The following is an 11321-nucleotide window of genomic DNA, read 5'->3' as shown; positions in this document are numbered from 1 at the left end:
ACCCACCCCGCCATCCCACGGACAGCCCGCTTTTGATGTTGATCTTGCCGGCCAGCGGCCGGTGCCTCTGCGGGTGCCGGGCGGCAGCCCGGCCCAAGCCCCCCACCCACGCAGGTAGAATGCGCCCATGGCTCTTTCCCTGCTCAAGTCCCTCAAGCCGGTCGCTGGCCGCGCCCTGCAGATCGCCCTGAACCGCGCGCTGGCGCTGGATCCGGATACCCGCCATGCCCTGGCCAGCCTCGATGGCCGGCACATCGATCTGACCCTGGAAGCGCCGTCGCTGGCGATGCGCATCAGCGTCGACGGCGACCAGCTGCGGGTCGGCCCGGTGGATGCGCAGGAAGCCGACCTGGCCGTGCGCAGCAGCCTGGCCGGCGTACTGGCGCAGCTGCCGCTGCTGGCCAACGCACGGCGCGGCGAGTCCAATAACAAGGGCCGTGTACGCGTGGCCGGTGACGCCGAACTGGCGCGGCGCCTGCAGCAGCTGGCCAAGGGCTTCGATCCTGACTGGCAGCAGCCGTTCGTCAGCGTATTCGGCGAGGTACTGGGCGTGCAGGTCGCCAACACCCTGCGCAGCGCCCTGCAGCACGCGCGCCAGGGTGCGATCGACCTGGCCCACAGCGCCGCCGAATTCATCACCGAGGAATCGCGCGACGTGGTGCCGCGTGCCGAGCTGGATGCCTTCCATGATGATGTGGACGTGCTGCGCGATGACGTCGAGCGTCTTGGCGCGCGCGTGCAGCGCCTGCGGGGTGCCGCATGAAGGCCGTGCTGCGGGCGAGCCGCATCGGCCGGGTGATCCTGCGTTACCGCCTTGACGACCTGCTGCAGGGCACGCCGGCCGAGCGTTGGCTGCGCCTGGCCAAGCCGTTCGTGCCGCGTGCCTCGGCCGACATCGCCGCACAGTCGCGCGGTGCACGCCTGCGCCTGGCGCTGCAGGACCTCGGCCCGATCTTCGTCAAGTTCGGCCAGATCCTGTCCACCCGCCGCGACCTGGTGCCGCCGGACGTGGCCAACGAACTGACCCTGCTGCAGGACCGGGTCAAGCCGTTCGACGGTGACACCGCGCGTCGCATTGTCGAGGAAGCGCTTGGCCTGCCGGTCAGCGAGGCGTTCGCCAGCTTCGATACCGAACCACTGGCCTCGGCTTCGATCGCGCAGGTGCATGCGGCCACGCTGGCCGATGGCCGCCAGGTGGTGGTCAAGGTGCTGCGCCCGGGCATCGAGAAGCAGATCGATGCCGACATCGCCCTGCTCAACTCGCTGGCCGCGCTGGTCGAGCGTACCCATCCGCGTGCCGACAAGATCCGACCGCGCGAAGTGGTGGCCGAAGTCGAGAACACCCTGGCCGCCGAGCTGGACCTGCAGCGCGAAGGCGCCAATGCCAGCGTGCTGCGCCGCTTCTGGGAGAACAGCGACGACCTGTACGTGCCGGAAGTGATCTGGAGCCATACCGCCGAACGCGCGCTGACCCTGGAGCGCGTGTGGGGCATCCCGTCCGACGACATCGCCGCGCTCGACAAGGCGGGCATCGACCGCAAGGCACTGGCTGCCAAGGGCGTGCGGGTCTTCTACACCCAGGTGTTCCGCGACAACTTCTTCCATGCCGATGCGCACGCCGGCAACATCTGGGTCGACACCGATCCGGCCCGCCGCGCCAACCCGCGATTCATCGCGCTGGACTTCGGCATCATGGGCCAGCTGTCGCAGGAGGATCAGTACTACCTGGCCGAGAACTTCATGGCCATCTTCAACCGCGACTACCGCCGCATCGCCGAACTGCATGTGCAGGCGCGCTGGATGCCGGACAACGTGCGCATCGATGATCTGGAAGCGGCTGTGCGTTCGGTGTGCGAGCCGTACTTCACCCGCCCGCTGTCGCAGATCTCGCTGGCCGAAGTGCTGATGAAGCTGTTCCGCGTGGCGCAGCGCTACCAGCTGACCCTGCAGCCGCAGCTGATCCTGCTGCAGAAGACCCTGCTGAACATCGAAGGTGTCGGCCGCCAGCTGGATCCGCAGATCGATATCTGGGCGGTGGCCAAGCCGGTGCTGGCGAAGATCCTGCGCGAGCGCTACAGCCCACGCCGGGTGGTGCGCGAGATCGGCAAGCGGTTGCCGGAAATCATGACCCACGCACCGGACATGCCGCGCCTCGTACACGCCTGGCTGACCCAGCAGGTGGAGGGGCGCCACGAGCTGGCGATGCGCTCGCGCGATCTGGTTGCGCTGGATGCCAGCGTGCAGCGCCTGCAGAAGCGCGCGGTCGGCGCGATCACCGGCGTCGGCCTGCTGGCCATCGCCGCGCTGATGTACGTGCTGCAGCCGCCGGGCTGGTACTGGGGCGACCTGCCGATGTGGAGCTGGGTGTCCGGTGCCGTCGGCGCGCTGGCGCTGGCGCGCGCGTGGTGGAGATAGACCCGGTGCTGCAGACGCTGAAGAACGAACTGATGCACTTCGGTGCTGAAAACGACGCGCATGAAACCGAGCGCGCTCGGCGCATGCTGAACATCACGCCGGATACCGGTGAATTCCTGTCGGTGCTGGTGCGTTTCGGCACCGCACGCCGGGTACTGGAAATCGGCACCTCCAATGGCTACTCCACGCTGTGGCTGGCCGAAGCCGCCGCCGCCGTCGACGGCCACGTGACCACGCTGGAAGTCGCCGAGGACAAGGTGGCGATGGCGCGATCCACGTTCGCGCGCAGCGGCTTGGCCGCGCACATCACCCTGGTGCATGGCGATGCCGGGCAGTGGTTGGCAGAGGCCGGCGAAGGCTGCATCGACCTGCTGTTCCTGGATTCGGACCGCGGGCAGTACGCCGGCTGGTGGCCGCAGCTGCGCCGCGTGCTGCGGCCAGGGGGCCTGCTGGTGGTGGACAACGCCACGTCGCACGCGGAAGAGATGAAACCCTTGTGCCTGCTGCTGGATGCCGATCCGGACTTCAGCACCAGCGTGGTGCCGGTGGGCAACGGCGAATTGCTGGCCGTGCGCAACGGCTGACCGCCGCGCCACACACCCGGGGTCAGATCCCTTTTCCGCAGGAAAAGGGATCTGACCCCGATCAGGGCGCCCGTATAATCCCGCGGTGAGTACCGAACCTGACACCCTCGCCGCGGTCGAGACTGAAACCGCGCCCCTGCAGCTGCTGCACCTGGATGAGCGCCTGGCCGTGGTCAACAAGCCTGCCGGGCTGATGGTCCACGACAGCAAGCTGGCCCGTGGCGAAGATGATTTCCTGGCCGACCGCCTGCGTGAGCAGCTGGGGCGGCCGATCTTCCTCGTGCACCGCCTGGACCGGGCCACCAGTGGCTGCCTGCTGCTGGCCTTCGACCGCGAAACTGCAAGTTCGCTGGGCAAGGCACTGATGGGTGGCGAAGTGGCCAAGGACTACCTGACAGTCTGCCGAGGCTGGCCGGCCGAGCTGTCCTGGCGGGTGGACCATGATCTGGACGGCGGGCCGGGCAAGCCGGTGAAGAAGCCGGCGATCACCGATTTCCAGCGCCTGGCCACTGGCGAGCTGTCGGTGCCGGTGGGCGAATTCAGCAGCTCGCGCTACGCGCTGCTGCGCTGCCAGCCGCAGACCGGACGCTTCCGGCAGATCCGCCGTCACCTCAAGCACCTCTCGCATCACATGATCGGCGATACCAGCCACGGCGATGGGCGCCATAACCGCATCTTCCGCATGCAGGGCGTGCACCGCATGCTGCTGCACGCCGAGCGCCTGCGTTTTCCGCATCCGGAGGGCGGCAACGTGGATGTCAGTGCGCCGCTGGACCGCCAGTTCCAGAAGGCACTGGACCTGTTCGGCTGGCAGGTGGACGACGCCTGATGCTGCTGCGGTAAGCCGAGCGTGGGCTCGGCTCTACAGCCAGCGGCCGGGCATGGCCCGGCGCACCCTGCTATTTCTTTTCCGGCTCGTTGACGATCGCTTCCAGGTCTTTCTGCAGGTCCGCAAATAGCGGCTGCATGCGCGCCTGGATGGCCACCATCACGTTCTGCATCAGTGCCGGGGTCTTGTCCAGCAGGCTCTGGCCTGCCGCGCTCTCGTAGAACTCGGCCATCGCCAGCACGTCTTCCTTGCTGAACGTCTTCTTGTACAGGTCCACGTACATCGGCCGCAGCTGCTGCCACGACATGGCCTGGCGCAGGGTCTGGCTGGTCCGCGCCTGGATCCGCTTCAGCTGTTCCTGCTGCTGGGCGGTGAGCTGGCGCTGTGCGGCCACCTGCTGGAACTGCTGCTGCTGCATGGCTTCGATCTGCGGCACCATGGTGTCGATCATGCTCTGCGCGCGCGAGGCCGACAGCAGGCGGTTGATGTCGCCGTCGGTCGGCGGGGCGGCCAGGGCCGGGACGCTGGCCGTGGCCAGTGCCAGCAGCAGGGCGGCGCGGCGCAGCAGGGACGGCAGGGAGGGTGCGAAGCGGGTCATGCGGGCTTCCTGCGGTACATGGGACCGCCAGCATACCTGCAGCCCAGGCGAAGGCGGCGTGTTCGGCGCCTGATCGGCGGCATACGGGGCGCGATGGCGCACTCCACCACGTGGCTGCCGCTACAATGCGCGGATGGGCAGTGGACCGGTCACCATCAGCGCGCAGCTTGAAATCCCCGACGGCGAGATCGTCGAGCGGTTCGTGCGCGCCAGTGGCGCCGGCGGCCAGAACGTCAACAAGGTGTCCACTGCGGTGGAACTGCGTTTCGACGTGGCCAACTCGCCCTCGTTGCCCGAACCGTTGCGCGCGCGGCTGTTGGCGCGGCGTGACCGGCGCATGACCGGCGAAGGCGTGCTGGTCATCGACGCGCAACGTTTCCGCACCCAGGATCGCAATCGCGAGGATGCGCGCGAGCGGCTGGCGGCCTTCATCCAGGCCGGGCTGAGCGTGCCCAAACCGCGCAAGGCCACCAAGCCGACCCTCGGGTCGAAACTGCGTCGTCTGGACGCCAAACGCGGGCGCGCGCAGATCAAGCGCGGGCGCTCATCACGTGACTGGGAGTGATTGCTTGAACAACCCGACTTCGTTGCTGCCGGCCGTGCCGCCGCAGATGCCGCAGGTCAAACCCAACGCCTTCCTGCGCTGGCTGGCGCGCTGCACCCTGCGCATGGGGGGCTGGAAGGTGACCGGCACCCTGCCTGACATCCCCAGGCTGGTCTTCATCATCGCCCCGCATTCGTCCAACTGGGACGGGCTGTGGGGCATGGCGGCGAAGATCGCGCTGGGCATGAAGGTGAAGGTGCTGGGCAAGGCGTCGCTGTTCTGGTGGCCGCTGGGCCCGTTGCTGCACCGGCTGGGCGTGATTCCGCTCGATCGCAGCTCGCCACAGGGCACGGTGGGCCAGGCGGTGGACCTGCTGCGCAACAACGAGAAGATGTGGTTCGCCATCACCCCCGAGGGCACCCGCAAGGCGGTGAAGGACTGGAAGGCCGGCTTCCTGAAGATCGCCCGGATGGCCGACGTGCCGATCCTGACTGCGTATTTCCACTATCCGGAAAAGACCATCGGCATCGGTCCGTTGTTCACCCCGAGCGGCGACGATGTGGCCGACATGGCTGCCATCCGCGAGTTCTACCGGCCCTGGATCGGCAAGACCCGCGGCACGGTCTGAGCCGGCCGCAGGACGCCGCATAGACGCCACGTCCGGCACATGCCGGGCGAGCGCGACAGGAGTAGGGTGGAGGGCTGGTATCCATACCGTCTGCCCAAGGAGCGTTTTTACATGTCGCGTACCGTAGTCCTGGCCGCCGCCATCAGCCTGGCGCTGGCGGCCTGTTCCGGCAAGGAGTCCACCCCCGTGTCCGATGCCCAGAAGACCCCGGCCCAGCAGCCGGCCGAAGCCTCCACCAATCCGCTGCTGAGTGCCAGCACGCTGCCGTTCCAGGCCCCGCCGTTCGACAAGATCAAGGACAGCGACTACCTGCCGGCGTTCGAAGAAGGCATGCGCCAGCACCTGGCCGACGTGCGCAAGATCGCCGACAGCAGCGAGCCGGCCACCTTCGACAACACCATCGTGGCGATGGAGCGCAGCGGCGAGACCCTGACCCGCGTGTCGCGCATCTTCTTCGGCCTGGTCCAGGCCGACACCAACGATGCGCGCCAGAAGATCCAGGAAGAAGTGGCGCCGAAGCTGGCCGCGCACCAGGATGAGATCAACCTCGATCCGAAGCTGTTCGCGCGCGTGAAGTCGCTGTACGACCAGCGTGACACGCTGGAGCTGGACCCGGTTCAGAAGCGCCTGGTCGAGCACTATTACGATGGCCTGGTGCGCGCCGGTGCGCAGCTGTCCGACGCTGACAAGGCGACCCTGCGCAAGCTCAACGTGGAAGAGACCACGCTCTCCACCCAGTTCCACACCCGCCTGGTGGCCGCGACCGCCGCTGCGGCTGTTGTCGTTGACGACAAGGCCAAGCTGGCCGGCCTGGACGAGGGCGCGATCAACAATGCTGCGGCCGCCGCCAAGGACCGCAAGCTGGATGGCAAATTCCTGCTGCCGCTGCAGAACACCACCCAGCAGCCGGTGCTCGGCTCGCTGAGCGATCGCGACCAGCGTGCCGCCGTGCTGAAGGCCTCTGAAACCCGCGCCGAGCGCGGTGATGCCAACGACACCCGGGAGACCGTGCAGCGCCTGGCCCAGCTGCGTGCGCAGAAGGCCAAGCTGCTCGGCTTCGACACCTTCGCCGACTACCAGCTGGGCGACCAGATGGCCAAGACTCCGGCGGCCGCGCTCAAGCTGCTGACCGACACCGTGCCGGCCGCCACCGCCAAGGCGCGCGCCGAGGCCGGTGAGATCCAGAAGGTCATCGACGCGCAGAAGGGCGGATTCCAGGTCGCCGCTTCGGACTGGGACTTCTACGCCGAGCAGGTGCGCAAGGCCAAGTACGATCTGGACGAGTCGCAGATCAAGCCGTACTTCGAACTGGACAACGTGCTGCAGAACGGCGTCTTCTACGCCGCCACCCAGCTGTACGGCATCACCTTCAAGCCGCGCACCGACATTCCGACCTACAACCCGGACATGAAGGTGTACCAAGTGTTCGACAAGGACGGCACCTCGCTGGCGCTGTTCTACACCGACTACTTCAAGCGTGACAGCAAGTCCGGTGGCGCCTGGATGGACGTGTTCGTCGAACAGGACGGCCTGACCGGTGCCAAGCCGGTGGTCTACAACGTCTGCAACTTCACCAAGCCAGCTGCCGGCCAGCCGGCGCTGATCAGCTTCGACGACGTCACCACGATGTTCCATGAGTTCGGCCATGCGCTGCACGGCATGTTCTCGAACGTGAAGTACCCGTCGATCGCCGGCACCGCCACCTCGCGTGACTTCGTCGAGTTCCCGTCGCAGTTCAACGAGCACTGGGCACTGGACCCGAAGGTGTTCGCCAACTACGCCAAGCACTACAAGACCGGCGAGGCGATGCCGCAGGAACTGGTCGACAAGATTCTCAAGGCGCGCAGCTTCAACCAGGGCTATGCGACCACCGAGTACCTGTCGGCCGCGCTGCTCGACCTGGCTTGGCACACGCAGAAGGCCGATGCGCCGCTGCAGGATGTCGGTGCCTTTGAAGCCAGCGCGCTGAAGAAGTTCAAGGTCGACCTGCCGCAGGTGCCGCCGCGTTACCGCACCACCTACTTCGACCACATCTGGGGTGGTGGTTACTCGGCCGGTTACTACGCCTACTTCTGGGCCGAAGTGCTGGACCATGACGCCTACCAGTGGTTCACCGAACACGGTGGCCTGACGGCGGCCAACGGCCAGGAGTTCCGCGACAAGATCCTCTCGCGCGGCAACAGCGTGGAGCTGTCGACCCTGTACCGCGATTTCCGCGGCAAGGACCCGTCGGTGGAACCGCTGCTGAAGTTCCGCGGGCTGAAGTAAGAAACAGAAAGCGGCGGGGGCAACCCCGCCGTTTTTCTTTGTGTAGAGTCGAGCCCATGCTCGGCTGGCTTTTTCTGGAGACGCAGCCGAGCATGGGCTCGGCTCTACACAAGCGGATCACGTCCCCACGTGCACCCGGTTGGCCTGCTCGGCCAGGCCCAGGTGATCGAGCGCGATATCCAGCGCCAGCACATAACTCTGCGCGCCATACCCAGCAGCAATGCCCAGGCGCTGGCCGACACCGGCCGGCAGGCACGGTTCGGCCACTGCGCCGTCGTCATGCACCTCTACATACGCGTTGTGCAGATAGGGCAGCAGCCGCTGCAGGCGCAGACTGTTGGCACACGCACCCGGATCGAGCAGCGTCACCTCGCCACGGCTGTGGTCGGCCACGCGCAGCGCATCGAGCAGTTCCTGTTCCGAACCGCAGGCGCGGATCGCCACGCTGGTGCCGGCGTCGATCGCGCGATGCACCAGCGACTTCAGGACCGGTGCCGGCAGCGGCATCGCGGTGCGGATCAGGGCGCCGGCCGCTTCCGGGCCGCGGATGATGAAGATCGACATGACTCAGCTCTCCTGCGCCAGGCGGCGGCCGACAATGGCCAGCGACAACGGGTAACCGGCCTGCTGGCTGCGCTGGTCGACCACCACGGCGGCGGGGCCGTGCTGCAGGCGCAGGCGTGCATCCAGACCAGGTTCGCTGGGCGCCTGCAACTCGATGTACTGCGCCGGTAGCCGTTCCAGCGCCGCCTGCAGCGCGCCACCTTCGGCCTGCCATTGCGCCTCGTCGGCGGCACCGACATCCAGCAGTACCCAGTCGGCCGAGCGCGCCTGCGGTTGGCAGAGGCACTGGCGTACCTCGGACAGGCTGGCACAGTCACTGCAGAGCACGCGATGGCCGGCCAGCTGTGCCGGCAGTTGGGGACGCGGTGCCGACGAAGAGGCGTGGCGGATCACCAGGAGGGTCATACAACACCTTGCGGAATGCGCCGTGTGGCGCGGTGGGCACACGATGCGCGTGCTGCCCGTAAAGGTGCGATGCCGGCGGCCGGACCGGGGCGTAAAACCTGCGTAACCCTTCATGTAGAGCCGAGCCTACGCTCGGCTGCTCTGCGCCCCAGTCGGGCAACCTCGACCCTACAAAGAACAAGCCGAGCGTAGGCTCGGCTCTACAGGAGCGCGGCGCGGGAACCTCTTGCGCCCGGATGTGGTCTGATGCAGCCACCACCCAACCGGAGCCTGTCATGGATGCTGTTGCCCGCCCCCCCTTTTCCCAACGCGCCGTGGCCTGGCTGAAGAAGGAGGCATTGCCGCTGCTGGTGATGCTCGGCCTGCTCGCCGCCGCCCGCGATACCCTGGCCAACCATTACGTGGTGCCGAGTGGTTCGATGCAGCCGACCCTGCAGCCCGGCGACCGGGTGGTGGTGGACATGCGCGCCTACGGTCTGCGTCTGCCGTTCACCAACACGGAACTGATGGCGACCGGCACCCCGCAGCGTGGCGAGGTGGCGGTCTTCGACTCACCGGCCGACGGCACCCGCCTGATCAAGCGCGTCGCGGCGGTGGCCGGTGACCATGTGCAGATGCGCGAGGGCCACCTGAGCATCAACGGGCAGCCGCTGCAGATGGCCGACCTGCAGGACGTGGAAGCCTTCGGCGAGCGACGCGCCCGCCTTGATCTGGACATGGGCGGCGGTCCGGACATCGCCGACCTGGTGGTGCCGGCCGGCAAGGTGCTGGTGCTGGGTGACCACCGCGGCAACAGCTTCGATGGCCGCTTCTTCGGCTTCGTCGACGCCGACAAGCTCTACGGCCGCGCGGTGGCGGTGTACTACCGCCGGGGCGACGGCTTCGAGTGGCAGCGCCTGTAAGCTGAATTGATACTTCTCGTATATCAATCATGACCTATCAGGTTATGGATCGACTGGATAGACGGGCCTAGTCTGAGGCCCGTTCCCTCCCACGCTTGGCCGCCCCTACCGGCCCATCGATCCCATGACTGGCGAAACCGCGGCGGCCATCGAACGCCGCCCCCCCACTGTCGATCCCAGCGCCGAGACCCGCATTCAGCAGGGCACACCGGCCTTTCGTCGCACCGCGCTGGCGCTGTTCCTGGCCGGCTTTTCCACCTTCGGCCTGCTGTACACGGTGCAGCCGCTGCTGCCTGAGTTCAGCCGTCACTTCGGCGTGTCCGCCGCCGGCAGCGCGATGTCGTTGTCGCTGACCACCGGCACGCTGGCGGTGGCAATGCTGTTGGCCGGCCTGCTGTCCGACGCGGTCGGCCGCCGCCCGTTGATGATCGTCGCGTTGCTGGCCTCGGCCATGCTGTCGCTGAGCTCGGCGCTGGTCGATGACTGGACCACGCTGCTGGTATTGCGCACGCTGCTCGGCCTGGCGCTGAGCGGCGTGCCGGCGGTGGCGATGACCTACCTGGTCGAGGAAATGGACAGCCGCGCGCTGGGACTGGCGATGGGCTTGTACATCGGCGGCAACGCCATCGGTGGCATGAGCGGACGCCTGCTGGCCGGCATCATCGCCGACCACTGGGGCTGGCGCTGGGGTATCGGCGTGGTCTCGATCATCGCGGTGGCCAGTACCGTGCTGCTGTGGCTTCAGCTGCCGCCGTCGCGCCACTTCCATCCCCGTCGTGACGGCCTGCGCCGGTTGCCGTCGCGCTGGCGCCTGCTGTTCGCCGACCCGGGCCTGCCGTGGCTGTTCGCCACCTCGTTCGTGCTGATGGGCGTGTTCGTCACCCTCTACAACTACCTGGGCTACCACCTGCTGGCGCCACCGTACCACCTCAGCCAGACCGTGGTCGGCCTGATCTTCAGCGTCTATCTGGTGGGCACCTTCAGTTCGGCGTGGATGGGCCAGCAGGCAACGCGCTACGGGCGCGGCCGCATCCTGTCGATCTCGTTCGCGTTGATCGGCGCCGGCATCGCACTGCTGGCAATGCCGTGGCTGAGTGCGATGGCACTGGGTATCGCGCTGGTCACGTTCGGCTTCTTCGGCGGCCACTCGGTGGCCAGCAGCTGGGTTGGCAGCCGCGCCGGTACGATGCGCGCCGAAGCCTCGGCGATGTATCTGTTTGCCTATTACCTGGGTTCGAGTGTGCTTGGTGGTTTAGGCGGCCTGGCTTATGCGGCGTGGGACTGGCTGGGTGTGTGCCTGTTCGCCGCCGTGCTGACCCTGATCGGCGGTGGCATTGTCTGGGCGCTGCAGCAGCGCGCCCCGCAGCCGGTGACGGCGTGAACCAACGTGTACGGTAGTGGCGGGCGCGGGGGGGGGCGGCCCGCGCCGGGGGGGGGGGGGGGCGCCCCCGCCGCCCGCCCCCGGGGGGGGGGGGCCCCCCCCCCCCCCCCCCCCCCCCCGCCCCCCCCCCCGACCCACCCCACCCCACACCCCCCACCCCCACCCCCCCCACCCCACAACCCCCCCCCCCCCCCCCCCCCCCC

Annotated in this window: 12 protein-coding genes; 9 read left to right on the top strand and 3 right to left on the bottom strand. The window is 67.7% G+C overall.

Translation table 11 applies throughout. From position 1 onward, the window contains the following. The first annotated feature begins 127 nt into the window (after positions 1-127). The 4 genes from RCF13_RS18420 (at position 128) to RCF13_RS18405 (ending at position 3828) form a co-directional block, all read left to right on the top strand. Positions 128-763: an SCP2 sterol-binding domain-containing protein gene (locus RCF13_RS18420; RefSeq protein ID WP_005420772.1), complete on the top strand. Its 636-nt coding sequence runs from the start codon at positions 128-130 to the stop codon at positions 761-763. Further along, positions 760-2415 (top strand): ubiquinone biosynthesis regulatory protein kinase UbiB, encoded by a 1656-nt coding sequence (gene ubiB / locus RCF13_RS18415; RefSeq protein ID WP_061479344.1) that lies wholly within the window; start codon positions 760-762, stop codon positions 2413-2415. The genes RCF13_RS18420 and ubiB overlap by 4 nt, the downstream gene beginning before the upstream one ends. Before the next feature lie 32 nt (positions 2416-2447). After that, positions 2448-2999: an O-methyltransferase gene (locus RCF13_RS18410; protein WP_308141442.1), complete on the top strand. Its 552-nt coding sequence runs from the start codon at positions 2448-2450 to the stop codon at positions 2997-2999. An 85-nt stretch (positions 3000-3084) separates the two neighbouring features. Continuing rightward, positions 3085-3828 carry a pseudouridine synthase gene (locus RCF13_RS18405; RefSeq protein WP_082783368.1) on the top strand — a complete coding sequence of 248 codons (744 nt, stop codon included), beginning with the start codon at positions 3085-3087 and terminating at the stop codon, positions 3826-3828. Positions 3829-3898: 70 nt separating this feature from the next. Here RCF13_RS18405 and RCF13_RS18400 read toward each other — a convergent pair whose 3' ends face one another. After that, positions 3899-4426 carry a DUF2059 domain-containing protein gene (locus tag RCF13_RS18400; RefSeq protein ID WP_134968812.1) on the bottom strand — a complete coding sequence of 176 codons (528 nt, stop codon included), beginning with the start codon at positions 4424-4426 and terminating at the stop codon, positions 3899-3901. A gap of 133 nt (positions 4427-4559) precedes the next feature. Here RCF13_RS18400 and arfB point away from each other — a divergent pair, with 133 nt between their 5' ends. From arfB to dcp, 3 genes are all read left to right on the top strand, one after another. After that, on the top strand, positions 4560-4991 hold the full coding sequence (arfB, locus tag RCF13_RS18395) for an alternative ribosome rescue aminoacyl-tRNA hydrolase ArfB (protein WP_005420755.1): 432 nt from the start codon (positions 4560-4562) through the stop codon (positions 4989-4991). Positions 4992-4995: 4 nt separating this feature from the next. Then, positions 4996-5598, top strand: a complete 603-nt coding sequence (locus RCF13_RS18390) for a lysophospholipid acyltransferase family protein (RefSeq protein ID WP_049413619.1) — start codon at positions 4996-4998, stop codon at positions 5596-5598. A 111-nt stretch (positions 5599-5709) separates the two neighbouring features. Further along, positions 5710-7866 (top strand): peptidyl-dipeptidase Dcp, encoded by a 2157-nt coding sequence (gene dcp / locus RCF13_RS18385; RefSeq protein WP_308141441.1) that lies wholly within the window; start codon positions 5710-5712, stop codon positions 7864-7866. Positions 7867-7983: 117 nt separating this feature from the next. On the opposite strand, the gene RCF13_RS18380 is transcribed toward dcp, so the two are convergent. Further along, complete coding sequence (locus tag RCF13_RS18380) at positions 7984-8430, bottom strand: 3-dehydroquinate dehydratase (RefSeq protein WP_004153636.1); 447 nt, start codon at positions 8428-8430, stop codon at positions 7984-7986. A 3-nt stretch (positions 8431-8433) separates the two neighbouring features. Beyond that, positions 8434-8835 (bottom strand): hypothetical protein, encoded by a 402-nt coding sequence (locus RCF13_RS18375; RefSeq protein ID WP_061480257.1) that lies wholly within the window; start codon positions 8833-8835, stop codon positions 8434-8436. Positions 8836-9110: 275 nt separating this feature from the next. On the opposite strand from RCF13_RS18375, the gene lepB reads away from it, so the two are divergent. Together lepB and RCF13_RS18365 are read left to right on the top strand one after the other, a co-directional pair. After that, on the top strand, positions 9111-9737 hold the full coding sequence (gene lepB, locus RCF13_RS18370; RefSeq protein WP_005420745.1) for a signal peptidase I: 627 nt from the start codon (positions 9111-9113) through the stop codon (positions 9735-9737). Between the two features lie 124 nt (positions 9738-9861). Beyond that, complete coding sequence (locus RCF13_RS18365) at positions 9862-11118, top strand: MFS transporter (RefSeq protein WP_061480258.1); 1257 nt, start codon at positions 9862-9864, stop codon at positions 11116-11118. The last annotated feature ends 203 nt before the right edge of the window (positions 11119-11321 follow it).

Source organism: Stenotrophomonas maltophilia group sp. RNC7 (assembly GCF_030910085.1).
GTDB lineage: Bacteria > Pseudomonadota > Gammaproteobacteria > Xanthomonadales > Xanthomonadaceae > Stenotrophomonas > Stenotrophomonas sepilia.
Note: the sequence above shows the minus strand (reverse complement) of the source record. Positions and strands in the feature narration are given on the sequence as shown.

Excerpts from the sequence above, each read along its gene's own strand:
- RCF13_RS18420 (WP_005420772.1), top strand. The coding sequence starts at position 128 with ATGGCTCTTTCCCTGCTCAAGTCCCTCAAGCCGGTCGCTGGCCGCGCC.
- ubiB (WP_061479344.1), top strand. The coding sequence starts at position 760 with ATGAAGGCCGTGCTGCGGGCGAGCCGCATCGGCCGGGTGATCCTGCGT.
- RCF13_RS18410 (WP_308141442.1), top strand. The coding sequence starts at position 2,448 with ATGCACTTCGGTGCTGAAAACGACGCGCATGAAACCGAGCGCGCTCGG.
- RCF13_RS18400 (WP_134968812.1), bottom strand. The coding sequence starts at position 4,426 with ATGACCCGCTTCGCACCCTCCCTGCCGTCCCTGCTGCGCCGCGCCGCC.
- arfB (WP_005420755.1), top strand. The coding sequence starts at position 4,560 with ATGGGCAGTGGACCGGTCACCATCAGCGCGCAGCTTGAAATCCCCGAC.
- dcp (WP_308141441.1), top strand. The coding sequence starts at position 5,710 with ATGTCGCGTACCGTAGTCCTGGCCGCCGCCATCAGCCTGGCGCTGGCG.
- RCF13_RS18380 (WP_004153636.1), bottom strand. The coding sequence starts at position 8,430 with ATGTCGATCTTCATCATCCGCGGCCCGGAAGCGGCCGGCGCCCTGATC.
- RCF13_RS18375 (WP_061480257.1), bottom strand. The coding sequence starts at position 8,835 with ATGACCCTCCTGGTGATCCGCCACGCCTCTTCGTCGGCACCGCGTCCC.
- lepB (WP_005420745.1), top strand. The coding sequence starts at position 9,111 with ATGGATGCTGTTGCCCGCCCCCCCTTTTCCCAACGCGCCGTGGCCTGG.
- RCF13_RS18365 (WP_061480258.1), top strand. The coding sequence starts at position 9,862 with ATGACTGGCGAAACCGCGGCGGCCATCGAACGCCGCCCCCCCACTGTC.